General features: G+C 41.8%; 16 protein-coding genes. 8 read left to right on the plus strand and 8 right to left on the minus strand.

Annotation, left to right across the window (positions count from 1 at the left end; translation table 11 throughout):
• Nucleotides 1-34: 34 nt before the first annotated feature.
• The 4 genes from MHN79_RS07185 to MHN79_RS07200 all read right to left on the minus strand — a co-directional run bounded on the left by MHN79_RS07185 (nucleotide 35) and on the right by MHN79_RS07200 (nucleotide 4,082).
• On the minus strand, nucleotides 35-703 hold the full coding sequence (locus MHN79_RS07185) for a LuxR C-terminal-related transcriptional regulator (RefSeq protein WP_239172306.1): 669 nt from the start codon (nucleotides 701-703) through the stop codon (nucleotides 35-37).
• A 199-nt stretch (nucleotides 704-902) separates the two neighbouring features.
• Nucleotides 903-1,919 carry a trypsin-like serine protease gene (locus tag MHN79_RS07190; RefSeq protein WP_239172307.1) on the minus strand — a complete coding sequence of 339 codons (1,017 nt, stop codon included), beginning with the start codon at nucleotides 1,917-1,919 and terminating at the stop codon, nucleotides 903-905.
• Nucleotides 1,920-2,095: 176 nt separating this feature from the next.
• Nucleotides 2,096-3,214, minus strand: coding sequence for a glycine cleavage system aminomethyltransferase GcvT (gene gcvT / locus MHN79_RS07195; protein ID WP_239172308.1), 1,119 nt, complete (start codon nucleotides 3,212-3,214; stop codon nucleotides 2,096-2,098).
• A 247-nt stretch (nucleotides 3,215-3,461) separates the two neighbouring features.
• Complete coding sequence (locus MHN79_RS07200; protein WP_239172309.1) at nucleotides 3,462-4,082, minus strand: XRE family transcriptional regulator; 621 nt, start codon at nucleotides 4,080-4,082, stop codon at nucleotides 3,462-3,464.
• A gap of 378 nt (nucleotides 4,083-4,460) precedes the next feature.
• Here MHN79_RS07200 and MHN79_RS07205 point away from each other — a divergent pair, with 378 nt between their 5' ends.
• The 4 genes from MHN79_RS07205 to MHN79_RS07220 all read left to right on the plus strand — a co-directional run bounded on the left by MHN79_RS07205 (nucleotide 4,461) and on the right by MHN79_RS07220 (nucleotide 10,668).
• Entirely contained in the window at nucleotides 4,461-5,756 is a 1,296-nt protein-coding gene (locus MHN79_RS07205) for a serine hydroxymethyltransferase (RefSeq protein WP_239172310.1), read from the plus strand.
• A gap of 37 nt (nucleotides 5,757-5,793) precedes the next feature.
• Nucleotides 5,794-6,174, plus strand: coding sequence for a glycine cleavage system protein GcvH (gene gcvH / locus MHN79_RS07210; protein ID WP_239172311.1), 381 nt, complete (start codon nucleotides 5,794-5,796; stop codon nucleotides 6,172-6,174).
• 118 nt (nucleotides 6,175-6,292) lie between these two features.
• Nucleotides 6,293-9,157: an aminomethyl-transferring glycine dehydrogenase gene (gene gcvP / locus MHN79_RS07215; RefSeq protein WP_239172312.1), complete on the plus strand. Its 2,865-nt coding sequence runs from the start codon at nucleotides 6,293-6,295 to the stop codon at nucleotides 9,155-9,157.
• Nucleotides 9,158-9,345: 188 nt separating this feature from the next.
• On the plus strand, nucleotides 9,346-10,668 hold the full coding sequence (locus MHN79_RS07220; RefSeq protein WP_239172390.1) for an IS4 family transposase: 1,323 nt from the start codon (nucleotides 9,346-9,348) through the stop codon (nucleotides 10,666-10,668).
• Nucleotides 10,669-10,755: 87 nt separating this feature from the next.
• On the opposite strand, the gene MHN79_RS07225 is transcribed toward MHN79_RS07220, so the two are convergent.
• From MHN79_RS07225 to MHN79_RS07240, 4 genes are all read right to left on the minus strand, one after another.
• The gene (locus MHN79_RS07225) at nucleotides 10,756-12,774 is read right to left on the minus strand and encodes a DUF3732 domain-containing protein (RefSeq protein WP_239172313.1); all 2,019 of its coding nucleotides are present in this window, start codon (nucleotides 12,772-12,774) and stop codon (nucleotides 10,756-10,758) included.
• Nucleotides 12,771-13,223 carry a three component ABC system middle component gene (locus tag MHN79_RS07230; protein ID WP_239172314.1) on the minus strand — a complete coding sequence of 151 codons (453 nt, stop codon included), beginning with the start codon at nucleotides 13,221-13,223 and terminating at the stop codon, nucleotides 12,771-12,773. Before MHN79_RS07230 ends, MHN79_RS07225 begins: the two co-directional genes overlap by 4 nt.
• Nucleotides 13,220-14,347, minus strand: a complete 1,128-nt coding sequence (locus tag MHN79_RS07235) for a hypothetical protein (RefSeq protein ID WP_239172315.1) — start codon at nucleotides 14,345-14,347, stop codon at nucleotides 13,220-13,222. Before MHN79_RS07235 ends, MHN79_RS07230 begins: the two co-directional genes overlap by 4 nt.
• Before the next feature lie 211 nt (nucleotides 14,348-14,558).
• Nucleotides 14,559-14,837, minus strand: a complete 279-nt coding sequence (locus tag MHN79_RS07240) for a hypothetical protein (protein WP_239172316.1) — start codon at nucleotides 14,835-14,837, stop codon at nucleotides 14,559-14,561.
• Between the two features lie 283 nt (nucleotides 14,838-15,120).
• On the opposite strand from MHN79_RS07240, the gene MHN79_RS07245 reads away from it, so the two are divergent.
• From MHN79_RS07245 to MHN79_RS07260, 4 genes are all read left to right on the plus strand, one after another.
• Nucleotides 15,121-16,398, plus strand: coding sequence for a hypothetical protein (locus tag MHN79_RS07245; RefSeq protein ID WP_239172317.1), 1,278 nt, complete (start codon nucleotides 15,121-15,123; stop codon nucleotides 16,396-16,398).
• Nucleotides 16,380-16,694 carry a hypothetical protein gene (locus MHN79_RS07250; RefSeq protein ID WP_239172318.1) on the plus strand — a complete coding sequence of 105 codons (315 nt, stop codon included), beginning with the start codon at nucleotides 16,380-16,382 and terminating at the stop codon, nucleotides 16,692-16,694. Before MHN79_RS07245 ends, MHN79_RS07250 begins: the two co-directional genes overlap by 19 nt.
• Before the next feature lie 577 nt (nucleotides 16,695-17,271).
• Entirely contained in the window at nucleotides 17,272-19,140 is a 1,869-nt protein-coding gene (locus tag MHN79_RS07255; protein ID WP_239172319.1) for a deoxycytidylate deaminase, read from the plus strand.
• A gap of 57 nt (nucleotides 19,141-19,197) precedes the next feature.
• Nucleotides 19,198-19,407, plus strand: coding sequence for a hypothetical protein (locus MHN79_RS07260; protein WP_239172320.1), 210 nt, complete (start codon nucleotides 19,198-19,200; stop codon nucleotides 19,405-19,407).
• Nucleotides 19,408-19,585 lie beyond the last annotated feature (178 nt).

A 19,585-nucleotide genomic window follows, 5' to 3' on the forward strand; every position in this document is an offset into this window, starting at 1 on the left:
ACCGGCTTATGAAACCGAATTGTTGCTACTAGGCTTAATATCTTTCTTCTAATGCAATATTATTGTTTGCCCAAAGAAGTGCTTGAAGTCGATTTTTAGCATTGATTTTCTTAAATATATTATGCAAATGTGTTTTAACCGTATTTTCTGTGACAACAAGCTCATCAGCAATTTGTCCATTAGAGGCCCCATGACCGAGTAAATACATTATTTGTTTTTCGCGCTTTGTGAGATTCGCATACGCTTGTGAGGTTTTTGAGGTAGTCATACTCCTGAAATACTCGATATGATCTTGCGCCACCTGTCGCGTTAACCACATTTCCCCTTCGAAAATTTTTTCTAAGCCACTAAAGAGTGTCGACATATCATCATCGAGATAAAAAACTCCAACTAAGTTTCGCCATTTAAATAGCTCTTCTGATGACGTTTCTCTTGGGCAGTTTATGATTATTTCTCTAGCATTATTTTCACTGGCGAGTCTTGCTTGGTTATATTGCTCGAGCTTGCTTTCATCTAAATAGTGATAATCGAATAAAACATAGTCCCCGAGTGTTACACCTAGAGATACAGATTCAAGTAATTGCTCGATAGCGACCATACAAACATTATGCTCAATGCCTTTTTTTAACGAATCATTAAACACTCTAGACTGCATAGATGCATCGGAGAGGAAAGTTACTTCATAGGTTGGTTGATTGGCCATCTTAACATGCTCCGGCTCATTCTTATTGATCGATGCAACAATATTGATTCGGTGAAAATTGTCAAGCTAACCTGAATAAAAAAAATAAATTACACAATAAGTTAATGGTAATGGCGATATTATGACCATTATTTATCAATTATGAGACACGTTTAAATCTTAAAAAATAATAGGTAAATTAAGTTGAAGTCGAATTCAACTATTTTATCATTAGGTAGCCAGTAAAAATGCGGCTTGGGGAATTATTTATTTGCTCTTTAAACAATCTCATTGCAAGTAACACAACTAAACAAATCAGGTTAATACTTCCACCTGAATCCGAATTAGAATTCGCAGTAATAATATTACTAACAAGGGTGCGCTGCCCGTTAACTGTTGTAACATAGTACTTGGGTACTTCCTGACCATTTATTACTTGATTAATCCAGCCAATGTAGTCATAAATATCTGTGAAGACAGAGGTAACAGTCAAAGATGCATCACCACACGACCCAGGACCAAAGCTAGTGATACCAATCTGAATGTATTGGCTGCCACTTTCTATATACACAGGGCCTCCAGAATCGCCATTACACGTCGAATTTCGATATCCGCCAGACTGCGCCCCTCCAAAACATATTTGCTTGTCGGTCACTAAGCCGTATTGAGACCGGCAATTATTCAAGGACACATAGTCGAGGTTAGTCTGTTGTAATATGGTTCCTCCCGATACGTTACCCGCAATTTGGCCATGCCCTATCGCAATGTAAGTATCTGAAGCAGAAAAGCTGTTGTTAATCGTCGTATTGAGTAAATAGGTATAATCAGGAATAGAAGTTAGAGGCGATTCAAGCTTGATCACTGCAATATCGTTGGGCCAAAGTACTGCTCCTGAGTCTATGTAATCACTAGGAAAGTAAAACTCTGACGCTCTGGCTTTTTCAGCACTGGCATAAGTTGATTCATCCAAAAGCTGAGGAATGACGTAAGTGTTGAGCATAGTACTGGGGTTTTCATAGATGCAGTGGGCAGCAGTGAGCGCGTATTGGCTATTGAGCATAGTTGCCCCACAATAGTTACTGTAAGAAGCTCCACTAATAAAAAACATGCTAGCAAAAGAAGGATATGTAGCAGCACTGCTAACGTTAGTGCCATTAACAATGTAGGCTGATACATCGTTTGCCATAGCACGAGATAACACCAGCATTAAACAAAGAAACCCAAGTAAAACCTTCATCTTTCCGTCTCCCTTCTATGCCTGCTAAACCTAAGTTTAGTTGACAAAAGAGAGAGGGGTTAGGATATAAATCGTTAATTCCATTAAAAATAGTATAGTCAATATCCCAATATCAAAAACAAAAAACCTCTCGAAAAAGAGAGGCTTGATTTGAAAATAGTGCCGAGGTTTTTCTTTTAACCGCGATAATAACGCTGAGGTACAAATGGCATTTTCTCGATTGTCATAGGTAGTTTCTTACCACGAACATCGGCAAACAATTCTGTGCCAATAGCCGACAGATCAGCGCGAACATAAGCCATAGACACTGGCTTGCCAGCATTAGGGCCTGCGGTACCACTGGTTACAACACCGACTTTGTTATCCTCAGCGTCAAATAACTCCGCACCTTCACGAACGGGGGCTTTAGTTTGACCAACCAAACCAACACGTTTGCGTGAAACATCTTTGGTTTCAATCTGCTTGAGGATAATGTCGGCGCCTGGAAATCCACCAGCGCGCTCACCACCTGCTCTGCGAACTTTCTGAATACCCCATAAGAGGCTCGCTTCAACGGGCGTGGTGGTCGTATCTAAATCATGTCCATACAGACATAGACCACATTCAAGACGTAATGAATCACGCGCACCAAGACCAATCCACTCCACTTCTTCTTCTGAAGTTAGCTTGGTTGCCAGCTCTTGGGCGTGAGTATTGGGCACAGAAATCTCATAGCCGTCTTCACCTGTGTAGCCACTGCGACTCACGATGCACTCAACACCCAAAATATCGAGCTTTTTGACATCCATGAATAGCATATCAGCAACCTCAGAGTTGAAACGCTTTAGCACCTCGACCGCTTTCGGACCTTGCAGTGCCAATAGAGCACGATCATCAATCACTTCAAGCTCAACACCAGTTGGTAAATGAGCGTTTAGATGCGCGATATCTTGTTCTTTACAAGCAGCATTGACAACAACAAACAGGTGATCGCCTAGGTTTGCTACCATAAGATCGTCCATAATGCCGCCTTGCTCATTAGTAAAAAAAGCGTAACGCTGATTACCTTGCGGCAAGTCGATAATATCAACCGGAACTAAAGACTCAAGAAAAGCCGCTGCACCCTCTCCGTGCAGTCTGAGTTGCCCCATATGAGAAACATCAAAAAGCCCAGCCGCATCGCGAGTATGCAGGTGCTCTTTTTTAACACCTAGTGCGTATTGAACTGGCATATCATAGCCGGCGAAAGGAACCATTTTCGCACCCGCTTCAACATGAAGGGAATGAAGGGGTGTTTTAAGTAGATCTTGAGTCATTGTTGTCTCCATTTAATCAGGTCCGTTTTCCATTCAAGGAAACCTTGTTTCCAATAATAAACACGAGTTGGACCTTTTTGCACTCTTAACGAGATAGCAAGCATTCAAAATGTGACATTTAACATCATATTCACATTTTCTGAGGACAAAAGAAAGCGCCACCTCAGGCGAGATGGCGCTATTGTACCGACAAAAAACCAAAAAGCAAACGTTTGCTTTCACTATAGGAAATATAATAAATGCATCATTATTTGGCAGTCACCCATAAGATATTGGCGTCTTCTTCACTGGTTGAAATCAGCATATGGCCCATAGTGGCATCGTAATACACACTGTCACCTTCATCCAACTCTACTGGTTCATAAAACTCGGAATAAAAGAGTACAGACCCAGACAAAATCAGCAAAAATTCTTCGCCATCATGACGAACCCAATCACCATATTCTTCAAAATTTCGCGCATGAATTCGACTCTTAAATGGCATCATTTTCTTGTTCGACAGCTGGGTTGCCAATAGCTCATGCTCATAGGTGGGCGTTGGGTGAGGTTTACCCAGCCCTGTCTTAGTAATGTCTCTGCGTGCCGTTGCCACCTTTTTTCTAGGTGGTTCAAAGAGTTGAGGCATATCTATTTGCAAACCAAGCGCCAGCTTTTGCATCGCTTGAAATGTTGGTGAAATCTGTTCATTTTCGATTTTACTCAAGGTTGAACGAGCCAGCCCTGTACGCTGACTTGCCTCTTCTAGAGTGATCCCTAACTTACTTCGAATGTCCTTAATTCTCTGACCTAATTTTAGAGGCTCAATATTTTGATCACCCTCTTTTGCCAGAGTCAAAGATGGGTACTCGTCATAGATATCTTCAGGCATGTATCCCTCTTCATTGAATGTCCATTTCACAATGGTTTTTATTGTGCACTAAGCCTATCGGATAAAAAAGATAACTAAGACAAATAAACCGTGCTCTCTGTAACATTTTCAGAAACCATGTTTCCAATAGGAAATTTTTAGTTGATTATAGTCCCAACAAGAGCTATGTTACCAACTTGTTAGTTGTAGAGATGCGATTTCCGAACTGACTGATAACGTGATTTAGCAGTGAGATTCGGTTTTTCCCCGCGATGAAAACATCATTTGGGGTATGGAATTCACCCTGTCTTTGGAATGAAGGCAGTAAATAGAAAGAGGACTAACGAGAGCGATAATCCTATTAATAATCTCGTTGGCACGAATGGAAGGTCATCTACCATGAACAACAGTTACCAAAATCACAGCCTAGAGAATTTTTTCTCTACCAACCTTGCTGCTACCGATGACGCAGTTTTTGCTGGAATCCAAGCGGAAAATACTCGTCAGAACGAACAAATTGAGCTGATTGCCTCTGAAAACATTGTATCCAAAGCCGTAATGCAAGCTCAGGGCACATGTTTAACCAATAAATACGCAGAAGGTTACCCCGGTCGTCGTTACTATGGCGGTTGTGAACATGTTGATACCGTAGAAGCCATCGCAATTGAGCGTGCGAAGCAGCTTTTTAAATGCGAATATGCAAACGTTCAACCTCACTCTGGCGCTCAAGCAAATGGCGCAGTTAAACTGGCTCTACTGCAACCTGGCGATACCATATTAGGTATGTCGTTAGATGCGGGCGGCCACTTAACTCACGGTGCTCGACCTGCACTTTCTGGTAAATGGTTTAACGCTGTTCAATATGGTGTTGACCGTGAAACACTCGAAATAAACTATGACGACGTTCGCGAGCTTGCACTCGAGCACAAACCAAAAATGATCATCGCAGGTGGTAGTGCTATTCCACGTACTATCGACTTTGCAAAATTCCGCGAAATTGCCGATGAAGTCAACGCCATTCTCATGGTGGATATGGCGCACATCGCAGGCCTAATTGCTACAGGCGCACACCCTAGCCCGCTACCGCATGCACACGTAGTGACAACCACAACACACAAAACTCTTCGTGGCCCACGCGGCGGCATGATCTTGACTAACCATGAAGACATCATCAAAAAGATCAATTCTGCTGTCTTCCCTGGTCTTCAAGGTGGCCCATTAATGCACGTTATCGCGGCTAAAGCCGTAGCATTTGGTGAAGCGCTTGGTCCTGAGTTTTCAAGTTACATTGACTCAGTCATCAATAACGCCAAGGTATTGGCAGAAGTTCTGCAAACTCGCGGCTGTGACATTGTCACAGGTGGTACAGACACACACTTAATGCTGGTTGATCTTCGTCCTAAAGGATTGAAAGGCAACAAAGCAGAAGAAGCGCTAGAGCGTGCAGGGATCACATGTAATAAAAATGGTATTCCATTCGATTCTGAGAAGCCTATGATTACATCGGGTATACGGTTAGGTACGCCTGCGGGGACAAGCCGCGGCTTTGGCGCTGAAGAATTCAAACTCATTGGTAATTGGATTGGCGACGTACTAGATGGGCTAGTAGAGAACCCTGAAGGTGACGCAGTAGTGGAACAACGCGTTCGCAAAGAAGTGAAAGCATTATGTAACCGCTTCCCTCTTTACCAGTAAACAAATTTAAACAAAGTTATTTTTTGGAGACTAAGCAATGGACAAAACACTGAAGTTTGCAGACAGCCACGAGTGGGTACGTGACAACGGTGACGGCACAGCAACTATCGGTATTTCTGAACATGCACAAGAAATGCTAGGTGACGTCGTTTTCGTTGACCTTCCTGAAATAGAAGCTGAAATCGACGCCGGTGATAGTTTCTCTTTAGTTGAATCTGTGAAAGCAGCTTCAGACATCTACGCCCCAATTACAGGCGAAGTCGTTGCAATCAACGAAGAGCTCGAAGATAGCCCAGAGCTTATCAACGAAGAGCCCTATGAAGGCGGCTGGATTGTCAAAGTGAAAATGTCAGATGCTTCTGAGCTCGACAATCTTAAAGATGCAGAAGAGTACCTAAACTCAATCGAAGACGAGTAATAGGCAAATGTGTAAGGCTGTCCCAATTAAGGGGCAGCTTTTTTTCAAAGTTCGGACGTATAATTATTTATATCAGTAGTGATATCCAATACCCGAATGATGGAGTAGGTAAAGGACAATGACTGAATTACTTCAAAGCCTTAGCACCCAAAATGAGTTCGTTGCTCGCCACAACGGCCCTAACAAACAAGACCAACAAAAAATGTTGGATGTCATCAAAGCAGCTAGCCTTGATGCCTTAATCGACGAAACTGTGCCTGCGCAAATCCGCGTTGAGAAGCCAATGGCTCTAGCCGAGGCTATGAGCGAAGCAGACATGCTGGGCGCCATGCGTGAATTTGCTGACAAAAACCAAGTCAAGCGCACCTTTATTGGCCAAGGTTACTACAACACGTTCACGCCTAATGTCATCTTGCGTAACGTACTAGAAAACCCAGGCTGGTACACGGCATACACGCCATACCAACCAGAGATCTCACAAGGCCGCCTAGAATCACTGCTCAACTTCCAACAGATGGTCATGGATCTAACAGGAATGGACATTGCGAACGCATCGCTGCTTGATGAAGCAACTGCAGCAGCTGAAGCCATGACACTGTGTAAGCGTGCAGGGAAGAGCAAAAGCAACGTCTTCTTTGTTGCAGACGATGTTCACCCACAAACGCTGGAAGTGATCAAAACCCGTGCAAAATACATTGGTTTTGACGTGTTGGTCGGTTCACTAGACTCGCTGGCTGAGCAAGACGTATTCGGCGCGCTAGTCCAGTACCCAAATACGACAGGTGAAGTTCGAGACATCACAGACATCATCGCCAAAGCTCAAGCTAACAAAATTTTGGTTGCCGTCGCAACTGACCTTCTAGCTTCTGCGCTTTTAAAACCAGCAGGTGAAATGGGCGCTGATGTGGTAATTGGTTCAACTCAACGTTTCGGCGTACCTATGGGTTATGGCGGTCCACACGCTGCCTTTATGGCAACACGTGAGAAGCACAAGCGTACAATTCCTGGCCGTGTTATTGGTGTGTCTATCGACAGCACGGGTAAACAAGCACTGCGCATGGCAATGCAAACTCGTGAGCAGCATATTCGCCGCGAAAAAGCGACATCTAATATCTGTACCGCGCAAGCACTGCTGGCCAACATGGCTTCTTTCTACGCAGTTTATCATGGTGCAGAAGGTCTACGTACTATCGCCCGTCGCACTCACCACATGACGGCTATTTTAGCCGCGGGTCTGACTAAGTCTGGCTTCGAACTGGCTCATAATAGCTTCTTCGATACCATCACCATCAATACCGCCGCTAATACAGATGAAGTGTATGCTAAAGCGCAAGCCGCAGATATCAACCTTCGCCTACTTAAAGGCCAGTTAGGTGTGAGCTTGGATGAAACTACCACAACGGAAGATATCCAAGCCTTGTTCTCGGTATTTGGCGTTAAAGAAGATGTCAATGCGCTATCAACTGAGATAGCATCAAACGAATTTGCTGCCATCCCAGAAGCACTGCGCCGCACATCTAGATACCTGACTCACCCTGTGTTCAATACGCATCACAGCGAAACGCAAATGATGCGCTACCTTAAGCAGCTAGAGAACAAAGACTTTTCTTTGACTCACGGCATGATCCCACTGGGTAGCTGTACCATGAAGCTCAACGCCGTAGCAGAAATGATCCCTGTAACATGGCCTGAGTTTGGTGCAATTCACCCCTACGCACCACTAGAGCAAGCCGCAGGTTACACAGCCCTTGCCGAAGATCTCAAGCAGAAACTGTGTGAAATCACAGGCTACGACGCATTCTCTTTGCAGCCAAACTCAGGTGCATCGGGTGAATACGCTGGTCTAATCGCCATTCAGCGCTATCATGAAAGTCGTGGTGAAGGACACCGTAACGTTTGTTTGATCCCAAGCTCAGCACACGGTACAAACCCAGCAACCGCTTCTATGGTGTCGATGAAGGTTGTGGTCGTAAGATGTGATGAAGACGGTAACATCGATGTGAGCGATCTTGCTGCTAAGATCGAAAAACACAAAGACAACCTATCGAGCATTATGATCACCTACCCTTCTACGCACGGCGTGTATGAAGAGCAAGTGAAAGAAGTGTGTGAAATGGTTCATGCCGCTGGTGGTCAAGTTTACCTTGATGGCGCGAACATGAATGCTCAGGTTGGTTTGACGTCACCAGGCTTTATTGGCTCTGACGTTTCTCACTTGAACCTGCACAAAACTTTCTGTATTCCACACGGTGGTGGTGGCCCAGGTATGGGTCCAATTGGTGTTAAATCGCACCTAGCACCTTTCCTACCGGGTCATATTGAAAACGGTGTTGAAGGTGACGATCTAGCTGTTGCCGCAGCCGATCTTGGAAGTGCTTCTATCTTACCTATTTCTTGGGCTTACATCGCCATGATGGGCGAGGCTGGCTTAACAGAAGCTACCAAAGTCGCTATCTTAAACGCTAACTACATGATGGAGCGCCTACGTCCTCATTATCCGGTACTTTACCGTGGTACTCATGGTCGTGTGGCTCACGAATGTATTATCGACATTCGTCCATTAAAAGAAGAGACAGGCATTAGTGAGGAAGACATCGCTAAACGTCTTATGGACTACGGTTTCCATGCACCAACTATGTCGTTCCCTGTGGCTGGTACACTCATGGTTGAGCCAACTGAGTCAGAAGACTTAGAGGAGATCGATCGTTTCTGCGAGGCGATGATCGCCATCCGTGAAGAAATGGCCAAGGTGAAAAACGGTGAATGGCCACTAGAGAACAACCCGCTAGTCAACGCACCTCACACACAAGCAGATTTGTCTGCTGACGAGTGGGATCGTCCATACTCGCGTGAACTCGGCTGTTTCCCATCACAGGCAACTAAACAGTGGAAATACTGGCCAACGGTTAACCGTGTCGACAATGTCTACGGCGACCGTAACCTAATCTGCTCTTGCCCAAGTATCGATAGCTACGAAGAATAGATTTCTTTAGTGATCACAGATAACCAAGTTGGAAACTGTGATAAACGAGTTAGAAACCGATAACTAAGTTGGAAACTAACTTAAGTAAAAAGGCGAACCGTTAGGTTTAATGCCGATCGGTTTAGAGACTTGAACGATCCTGGGATCGTATGATAATCCCCACTAACTTTGTTAGTGGGGATTTTTCTATGTTGGCCGAAGAGTTAGTTCTAGCTCATGATACTATTGAAGATGGCAAAAATTATGAGTCTGTAGTTAATGCCATTCAACTTGAATGGATAGAGCAAGCTCTCTATGAAACATCTAAAGCGAGTATCAGAAGACGTCGGCTACCAGCCCAACAAGCCGTATGGCTCGTCATTTGGATGGGATTACAGCGAAATAAATCCATTAAAGAGGTGTGCAGTTCTCTCGATTTGGCTCTGCAACCCAAACCAGAGGACACATGGTCTCGAGTCGCCCCAAGTGTGCTAACCGATTGTAGGCGACGCCTAGATGAAGCACCTCTTGCTGCACTATTTAAAACAGCGGTAACAGCGTGGGAAGCCGATGCGCTAGTCAAGGACAAGTTCCTTGGTCTGAACATTATGGCTGTTGATGGCACGACCTTTCGTTGCCAAGATTCTGAAGAAAACGCAGAGGCATTTGGATTTATTTCTCAAAAGTATAAGCCTTACCCTCAATTACGTTTAGTCGGCCTGATGGCTACCGAAACACGCATGATGATGGGAGCCGCATTTGATGCCTGTAGTGTTGGTGAAGCAACTTTGGCCCGGCGATTACTGGGTGATGTACCAGCGAACTCACTAACACTATTTGACCGTTGTTATTTCTCCGCTGAACTGTTGCTATCGTGGCAAGAAGTCGCTTCTAACAGCCATTGGCTTACCCCCGTAAAACGTAAACTCAGATATGAAGTTGTAAAACAGTTTGCCAACAACGATATGCTGATCTCCATGCCAATTTCACCCCAAGCACAGAGTAAGAACCCCAACTTACCAACGCATTGGCAAGCTCGGCTAGTCCTGTATACAGATCCGCAAGGTGAGATTGAAGGGTTCATAACCTCGTTAGTAGACCCTCAAAAGTATCCATTGGAGCAGCTATTAAGTATCTACTGGCAACGATGGCAAATTGAAGAAGGTTACGGTGAAATCAAGCAAACTCAGTTGCAGAGTGAAGTGACACTTAGAAGTCGCTTTGCTGCTGGAGTTAGACAAGAGCTTTGGGGCATTTTGCTTGCCTATAATTTAGTACGTTTAGAAATGATTCATATTGCCGAAGATGCCAATGTAAACCCAACTCAGGTTAGCTTCACAGCAGCAATAAATTTGATAGATGCCCAGTTGCGATGGCTAGCGCTCAGCCCCGATGGCACTTTACCTGTCAGGCTCAAACAAATGCGAGAGAGCATCAGCCATTTCATTTTGCCAGATAAAAGAAAGGACCGAACGTTTCCACGTTCAGTCCTCTTTGTTCGGGCCAAATATCCATTTAGATATAAGTGTTAATACTTATCCGAACGGCATTAAACCGTTAGGTTCGCCTTTTCTACATGGGCAGTTTTATCACACGCTAACGTTAAACACAGTGTCGGTCTATTGAGCTGGAACAGGGTTTATCAGTCCCCTTGTTCGCCATCTATTGCCATTGACGAAGGATTCAAAGTCATACTCATTTGATAAATGTAAATCATCGGCATGATCAGTGACAATAATCTGTGGAGAAAACCCACACTCTTCCTCAATGTTGACGCAGTACTCAGCTAATTGTGTAAAGAGGTTTTCGACTGCTTTTATATCTTCATCAACTACTCTCTCACTTGCGTGACTACTTCTCAGCTTGGCTTCTTCTTCTTTTTGCTCCTTAAACGTTTCTGAATTGTCACGTTTAAAATTAGGAAAGTAAACTTGGGTAGGTTGATCCAAAAATAGTACTGAAGGAATTGAACACTTACTTCCAAGCTCTGCAAAATATTTGTGTAACGCTAAAAAAAGAGTCACGTGACTGTATAACCAGTTCGCTCCGCTTCCCATTGATCTCAAGTATATTTTTTCATCTTCTTCAGTTTGGTGGTAAAGGTCAAAAGTTTCGAATGAAAACTTTAGATTGATTGGCATGTAGCTATTTTCAAATTCGAACTTGCTCCCTATATCAGCCATATAGGCATTTACCTTGGCAGCAGCTTTCTCTAGGCCCTGTTTAACATTATACTTAAGGAGCTTTCTATTCGTATCTTTTAACTTACCCTCAAGCTCTGTTAACATTTTATTCAATGCAATATCGTCAGATAAATTGAGAGTATCCAATAACATAAACAGCTTTGCTTTTTCGATCAGTACTGCTTCATACAGCGTCTTTCTTTTGGCTAGTTTTTCTTCCGATTTTTCGATAACAAGAATATGTTGGTTTATTCTTGTTATTGAGTTATTTACACTTTGTATGTCACGTTCAACTTCCAAAAGAGTAGATTTAAATTTCGCTTTCATTGGCTTAGCTGAAGCAATGTTGCCCGATACCTTATGTATCGCATTTTGTAGCCTTACTGCACTTTCCGACAGGGCGTCTTTTTCCGTTCGACAGAAAGGACACACTGTCGTCGAAACATGAACCTTATCTGGTGATTTAAGCTCAGTAATACTATTTAAAAATTTAGACTCTTCATTGATATGTTTACGAATCGAACTAGCTTTTCTTTGTAACTTTCTCAACTCAGACGTTTGCGCTGTTAACTCAAACTTCAACTTATTGTATCGCTTCGTCGCTGCATCTGAATTATGTTCAATCTTCTCTGGAACAATAATATCGTCGAGCTGTTCTTTAGCTAATTGAGGGTTACGAAGAACTTGAGCTAACCCAATAGGAGCCTCTTCAAAGCCCATCATCGAATATAAATGACTTAGTACAGGCTCAACCTTGTCTAAGTATATCTTTGCGGCTCTATTGTTTGCATCTTGCTGTTTCTTCAAACCATTCACTTCACCCGTTAAGCGTTCTTTTTCTTGAGTTAAATGAAAATAATCTTGATCTACTAACCCTAAAAATATTTTAGTATGATCAATAACATGCTCTCTTTTCTCTTTTTCATCAAAGCGATAAAACAGCGCATGCTTATTGGCTACAAGGTTTTGATGCTGCAAAATGAACGAGCTAAAACTTCTAATCGAAGGTGTGGATGCTTTACGGCGTCTGTACATCCTTGCTACCAATGACTCATCAACATCATCTATATCTATAAACAAATCGCGAAGATACTTTTTATACTCTGCCAACGGTCTAAAGTATCTATTTTCAAAGAAATCTTGCTGAATATCCTCAGACGCAAAACGTTCTAAGCTTTTAAAAAATGCCTTGTTGGGCAAGGCAGGATCACGCGCTACAACCAGAACCTGTTCTTCGACATCCAGAACAACATAATAAACTACAGCACTAGCTGTTATTACACCTTTAGGAACTGTATTTTCTGAGCTACCAAAACAGTAATCGAAGATCTCTATAAGAGCACTCTTACCCGTAGAGGACTTACCCGTAACAATATTTAAACCCGACTTGAAGTTTACAGGATGCTTCAAACCACTTTTATCAATAACACCTATTTCACGAATCAATGTTTTCATCGTGGCTTAACTCCTAAAAAGGCGTAAATTTCTGAGACAGTATGCCCTTGAAACAAACGACCTAAGTTATATGCGCTTTTCTGAATAGATAACTTGCTATCATTGACTGTTTTACAATGTAGCATGAGCCTATCTTCCTCAAAGAATATCCAATCATTAACTATGCAATATTGGAGAGATTGCTCGGTCAAGATTTGAAACTCATCAACTCTCTCTTGTAAATCATATAGTTGACTTCGTTCTTGGAAAATAGACCATATAGAACTTCTTATATTAGCTTTAGCTAACTTAGTAGAGAACAGTGGATGACTACAGATAGGTATGACCAATGGAGCTAGTAACAGGTTTTCTTCCGTCTCATTCAGAATTGAATAAAAAGACGCTAAATACTCACCATATTTAAAAGGATTAAACCTCACTTCATAAAGTGCATTAACGATGCTCGTCATACCTGAATTCTCCAGTGTAGATCGCGCTCCTCATCATCCATCGCATCATGAATGAGGCCATTCTTGTACTCTATTGGGGGAATATCATTCCCAATGTGTAGCGGCGTTTCTAACATAGTCTTGTTGTACAGTACCTTAGAACCCTTGAGACTATCTGTAGCTTCTAATTGAGCACTGGAATATTGAATCTTATATCTCTTAACTAATTGATTTTGATAATTAGTAGTCTTCTCAAGGTAAAGAGGGAATTCATCGAGTTGCTCCATTAATGAGTTTTGCAATTCAAGCCAATTGCCTAATGCATCTGGTATCATCGCGTAATGCTCTATAGCAGCAATTTTCTCTACAAATAGTTTGCTTTTATGCAATTCAACCTGTTCATCTGTAGCTTCACTTCCTTCAAACCTTGGAAAAGTAAACTCTTTCTTACAATACTGAGATGTTAACTCCTCACATTTAGCTCGAAACTCATTCTCAGGGATATACCATGAAGTGTTATCTGCTTTACCGTAAACAAAGCCAATTAAGCCCTCCAAAAAACTTTTCAAGTTACTCGCAGGAATTCCAACGGGCTTGGAATAAATCTTTTCCTCTAAAAGAAGCAAGTCATCGGCTTCGGTGAAAAGGGTAATTTTTGACAATACCTCTTTTAATCGCTCGGGAGACTCTTCCATCACGGCTTTCTGAATTTTCGCGACACCAGATAGATTTTCAGATTTCAACTCGTCATCATCTCTCTCTGCAAAGATAGAGTTCAGAGTTTTCAGGCGTTCATCGCTCGACTGTTTGTTCCAAGACTTAAATCTACTATTGGAACCAAAAGCCTGAGTGGTGTGTAGCACTAGAGAGTCGTAATCTGTATCACCAAACTCTGGAGCTAGCCAGTTCTTTAGAGTCTTCCAAAAGTTTTCATGATGATCAGTAAGAGGCGATTTGTAGTTCTTAACTTCCAACTGTTCTGAGCATGCGTTATCGGAAGCAGTTAAGCTCACATCACCATCCTTCTCGAACCAAATCGATTGCCCTTCATTGAGGTCAAAACACTTATCGAGACCTATAAGCACTTGATAGTGAAATGCTAATGCTGTGGTCAACGCAGCATTCTTGGTGCTACTGTCACTCATACTATCTCCGTAGCTAGAATAAACAACATCGTAATAATTAAGCATTGGTTGGATTACTATCCAGATTGCATATCCTAGCAACCCAGAAACTAATTGTCATTCTAGCAATGTGGTTATTGTGTTGCTTTTGATAACTAAATCAAAGACTAATGAATGTGTTATAACGACCTTTACTTGTATCGAACAGATGAGAACAGTATTTATCTGGCTTCTAATTTAAATCAACACAATCTCGATAGAACGCTCCCTCACTATCCTGAAACAACCTTACCTTCCCCTCACTTGTAACCAAGAAAATAACAACAAGCTCACTAGCATCGCTATTAACCAGTAAAGATCTTAACCAAAACGTCTCATTACACTCCAAAGCTGCCAGCGCATCAGCTCCTTCAAAAATGACTAGTGTCTTGCGTCTACAACCTTCCAAAGTAGCAACCAATTCTCGGTTCTCTTCTGCTGCGAAAGCAGCTAGGGGGGGATTCATACTCATTAAAGTTCAGATTAAAGACATCTATGCCTCTACTCTTGGCTTGGTCTCTACACACATCCAAGTAGCCCTCTGGTGTTTGGTCAGTTATCAATGAGCAGATGGTGAGCTCTAGTTCCCATGCCATACTGATAAATCTTTCTGCGCTAACCATAACTAATTTCCAAGCTCAATACCTATAAAACTTGAGGCCAACACTAGTAACTTGCTCTATTTTCACTTAGCTTATCATATTGATTTAATGGGCTTTGGTTAGCTCATTGCCTTCGAATTGAGAGGAGTGACGATGCTAGAATATGCGTTGCATAGCGATTCAAATACCTTAAGGCACGTTGATTCGGTCGAGAATGGCTTAAAGTGCAATTGCGTATGCTCTGGTTGTGGAGATCGCTTAGTAGCTAAAAACAATGGAACTAGTGGTACAAGACATCATTTTGCACATGATTCGAAAGACGAAAACAGTAACTGCTTAATGACCCAACTCCACTTAGTCGCACAACACTTTTTTCTTGAGTCGCAGCCTCTTTATCTTCCGCCAGCATCTTTTGAATACAAAGGGCAAACACTGAGACAATGCGAAGTATCAACAAATGTTCATGGTGGAAATCTAGAAGTTCGTTTAGACCGCTATATCGCAGATGTACTACTTGATACCGATATCGGTGGTATAGTTATTGAAGTATTTGTCACACATGAAAATGAAGCCGAAAAAACAACCTACTACCAACAGAACAAAATCCCTTCTATTGAATTTGATTTAAGCGCCTATCTCAACCGCAACATCGATGAAGCACTCTCAGATCTAAAAGCGAAAAAAGTACCTTACAAATGGCTTTACGAATGGTGCCGAGAGCAACTCATTGATAAACAGGAGCAGTTTCTGGAGCATGAAGCAGAGCGTATCAAGAAAAAACGTCTTCGTAGTGCAAAAGACTCAGCTAGAAAGTTTATTAAAGGTAACTACATTTTGTTACCTAGCTTAACTCAAAAGTTTGAATGCCAGATTGACAAGTACACGTATCGCGAAGAAGTCACTGTTTATTCTCGCTCTGAACAGAGTGTAGACAGCGTTAGCCAAGTAAAGCTGACGGAGGAATACCTTCTGCTCAAGGCGATTCGAGGTGACAGCCACATCTGGGTAGCGTTTCTATTAAAGGATTGTTTACCTGACGATATTATTAAGCTCAATGGAAGCGTAGTTATCCGCACTCCAGCAACATCTGAGAATAATCGGGCTACCTGGAAATGGTTGAAGTACCCGAAATTAATGCCGAAAATTGAAAGGTCTCAACAAAATTTTTTAAAGGAATCGAACAATAAAGCTAAGAAGGCTAGAACGACAAAAGACGCCGTAAGACAGGCTAAAACCAACTCTGAACTTTATCTACTTTCAAAAGATAACTTGTTCAAAAGAGACTACTCCAGATGGTCGAAGTGGATGACACTGAATCAGTTGTTTCAGCCTAGCCCCACTAGGAAACACCCAAAGTTACCTCATGCTCTTAATTATATACGAAGCTATCCCTGCCTATGGGCGTTTAACACTTGGCATATTCTAACCTGAGTCTGTTGGCTGAAATCGTCGATAGGAAGCCAAAAGACACTAAAATTTTCTATGACCATCTGTTCAAGGAGTTAGTCGAACTTACAGGGTTGCATAAAGAGTTTTCTGACATTGAGCAGCGCATTGCTCCACATGCTGTTGATGCTGACTCTAAGTCACTTGTAATTCGCTCAGGGATAATCGAAGAAGCTCTTAGACCCTATGCCAATGTCGGTGTTATCTATCGCTTACAGGGCGGATTTAAGCGCATAGGCTCACTAATGGAAGCTATTGATTTAGACTCTTCATATATGTGAGTCGCTTGTCAGAAAGCTAATAAAGTTCATACGAAAAAACCGAAACAACACTGACATCCTGCTTTGGATGGTTTTCGATAAATCGGTGGCTTAGAAGTATATAAGAGCTCGTTCTCAGCAGAGGCACCACGGAGATTACATTCAGGACACACACCCACCATTACTGAAAGAAATGGAAAACTACGAAGGTAACTACGAACTAAATGAGATAGCAGCATAACTTAGTAGCACAATGTACTTACTGGCGAAGGCGAACCAATTGGTTGGCCTTTGTGTGATTTAGTAAGCTCTGATTGTTAACTCGAAAACACGACGCCCGTTTCGAGTCTACTGCTTACACAATCGGCTATTATCTAAATTACCCACACATCGTGCTTGCAATAACCAGACTTAGCTCATCACAACTCTTTAAGAATATCATCAGATCTATTAATCACCGTGCCTCGCATCACCAATACTATACAAATTGTTGAGTAAAGACCCTAATCAATATAATGTTAAACAATTAATTGCATACGATACACTTTCCGATATTGAAAGAATGTAGAAGTTTGAATCTGATAGGATAGTTAAAACAATGACTGGTCTAGAGACAATCTACAAAGAGCGAGCCAAATTCATAATACTAGGGCTTACTGGAAGAACTGGTTCTGGGTGTACAACTCTTTCAAAGTTACTGAAATACGATACTTTCTCCGATCTCAACCCGCCAAAACCACATCAAGCAGCGTTTCCGAATGACGAAGAAAGAAAATATAGAATTGTATATAACTACCTATCTGAACATTGGTGTAAGTTCCACCATATTAGAATGAGTGACGTCGTATCGACCTTCTTATTAGAGTTAACTTTTAAAGATTTTGACGAGCTTTATAAGGCTACGCTAGATAATGAGCTTGGAACAAATAATAAACCTCTAGATGCAAAGCTCGAGCAATGCTACACCGAGTACTACAAAAAAAGAGACAGTGCTAAAAAACATGCTGAGAAGTATAAAGATAACCTATATAGCAAAGATATTTATGATTTTTACTTCAATGAGTTACCCGAATTTACAGATAAACTAAGAAACATCCTTCATAGAATTCAACCAGGTTTTTTTACCAAGTTTTATCAGATAGTAGGCAATAACATCAGAAAATCTGGCACTGCCGAATCAGATGACTACGATTCTAGTAAAATCTATATGTTCTCGCAAAGAGTTAACAAACTGATCAAGGTATTAAGGCATAAGTCAAAGGACGACGGGGAAAATGTCTGTGTAGTTTTAGATGCAATCAGAAACCCTTACGAAGCATTTTTTTTCAGAGAAAGATACTCTGCGTTCTACTTGCTTTCAGTAACCACTGAAAATGACAAACGAATCAATAGGTTACTATCAGAATCAAGTATTTCCAAGGAAGATATTAAGGCCATTGATTCAAGAGAGAACCCAGATTCATTAAAAGGTGAAGATCGTTTTTGGTCTCTAGACCTCCAAAGATGTATTGAAATTTCAGACATCCACCTCTACAACCCAGATGACAACTACAAGTTGAAATCCCTCAAACGGCAACTCATTAAATATATATCTCTGATAATGCATCCTGGCCTAGTTACGCCTTCTCAAGATGAGCGCTGCATGCAGATTGCTTACAATGCAAAACTAAACTCAGGTTGCCTTTCTCGCCAAGTTGGCGCCGTAGTTACAGATTCAGACAAGTCAATTAAAGCTGTTGGTTGGAACAATGTGGCTCAAGGTCAAACGCCATGTAATTTACGAAGGGCGGAAGACTTATTGACCAATGAAGACGAGTCTGCATTTAGCCTTTTTGAACGAGAAAACACTAAGTTCAGAACAAGCCTCGGAAACATTTATTCATTTACAGAATCAACTAACAAATCATTCCGTGGAAAACCAGTCTCCTACTGCTTTAAAGACATTAAAAACTCTATTGATGGAGAAAAGAACCAAGTTCATACAAGAGCTCTTCATGCCGAAGAGAACGCTTTTCTTCAAGTCTCTAAGTATGGTGGGATGCCAGTAAAACATGGATATTTATACACTACAGCTAGCCCATGTGAACTCTGCGCAAAAAAAGCGTATCAGTTGAAAATTGATAGTGTAATCTTCATAGATCCATATCCTGGCGTGGCAAATGATCACATAATTAATTGTGGTGTAGATACGCCTAAACTGAAACTTTTCTCAGGCGCTATTGGTAGAGCCTATCAACAATTATTCGAGCCGATCATCCCTTACAAAGATGAGCTAGAAATAGGTCTACAACTAAATGTACCAAACCAAAAAAAGATCTTAGTAGAGCAAAATAAAGAGCTGATACATAAGGCTAACTCCTTAGAAGAAAAGGCTAAAGTCCTAGAAAAAGAGTTGGAGACCCTTAGAAATGAACTAGCCGCAGCTCAAAAATCAAAGGCGAAAGCATCACAAGATACTGCTAAATAACACTCAAGTATTTGTCGTGTCGCTGGACATAGACATCTAAAACTCAAGGACTACAAAATGAATGATGAATACATAAAAGAACTTCAGCTTAACCCTGATCATGAGTATAGACTCATAAAATCTGAATCAAAAGACAAAGGAAGGCTTGACTCCGACTACGAAACATACGAAGAGTATGACTCAGAGGGGAACCTAGTTCGGACATTTACAATAAAAGACGCCACTGAAAAATATCCGCCATTTTCAAGAACGATTTCATATGCGTAGCAGTGAAATGAAATGCATTTTTAAACAAATAGAGCTTATTGCGGTAGCAAAGCCGCAATAACACTCACCTAGCATCTGTATCATTGCAATGGTCGACAAGCTAGTCGTGCTATTGAAGTACGATTGAGAAGACCATTGCACTAAAAAGTGTCACCCCTTATAAGAACGGGGGACTTTT

Source organism: Vibrio sp. Of14-4, from assembly GCF_022347625.1.
Lineage (GTDB): Bacteria > Pseudomonadota > Gammaproteobacteria > Enterobacterales > Vibrionaceae > Vibrio > Vibrio pristinus.

Coding starts and splice junctions, on each gene's coding strand:
- MHN79_RS07230 (WP_239172314.1), bottom strand. CDS start 13,223: ATGACGAGCATCGTTAATGCACTTTATGAAGTGAGGTTTAATCCTTTT.
- gcvT (WP_239172308.1), bottom strand. CDS start 3,214: ATGACTCAAGATCTACTTAAAACACCCCTTCATTCCCTTCATGTTGAA.
- MHN79_RS07235 (WP_239172315.1), bottom strand. CDS start 14,347: ATGAGTGACAGTAGCACCAAGAATGCTGCGTTGACCACAGCATTAGCA.
- MHN79_RS07185 (WP_239172306.1), bottom strand. CDS start 703: ATGGCCAATCAACCAACCTATGAAGTAACTTTCCTCTCCGATGCATCT.
- gcvH (WP_239172311.1), top strand. CDS start 5,794: ATGGACAAAACACTGAAGTTTGCAGACAGCCACGAGTGGGTACGTGAC.
- MHN79_RS07240 (WP_239172316.1), bottom strand. CDS start 14,837: ATGAGTATGAATCCCCCCCTAGCTGCTTTCGCAGCAGAAGAGAACCGA.
- MHN79_RS07260 (WP_239172320.1), top strand. CDS start 19,198: ATGAATGATGAATACATAAAAGAACTTCAGCTTAACCCTGATCATGAG.
- MHN79_RS07225 (WP_239172313.1), bottom strand. CDS start 12,774: ATGAAAACATTGATTCGTGAAATAGGTGTTATTGATAAAAGTGGTTTG.
- MHN79_RS07220 (WP_239172390.1), top strand. CDS start 9,346: ATGTTGGCCGAAGAGTTAGTTCTAGCTCATGATACTATTGAAGATGGC.
- MHN79_RS07200 (WP_239172309.1), bottom strand. CDS start 4,082: ATGCCTGAAGATATCTATGACGAGTACCCATCTTTGACTCTGGCAAAA.
- MHN79_RS07205 (WP_239172310.1), top strand. CDS start 4,461: ATGAACAACAGTTACCAAAATCACAGCCTAGAGAATTTTTTCTCTACC.
- gcvP (WP_239172312.1), top strand. CDS start 6,293: ATGACTGAATTACTTCAAAGCCTTAGCACCCAAAATGAGTTCGTTGCT.
- MHN79_RS07255 (WP_239172319.1), top strand. CDS start 17,272: ATGACTGGTCTAGAGACAATCTACAAAGAGCGAGCCAAATTCATAATA.
- MHN79_RS07245 (WP_239172317.1), top strand. CDS start 15,121: ATGCTAGAATATGCGTTGCATAGCGATTCAAATACCTTAAGGCACGTT.
- MHN79_RS07190 (WP_239172307.1), bottom strand. CDS start 1,919: ATGAAGGTTTTACTTGGGTTTCTTTGTTTAATGCTGGTGTTATCTCGT.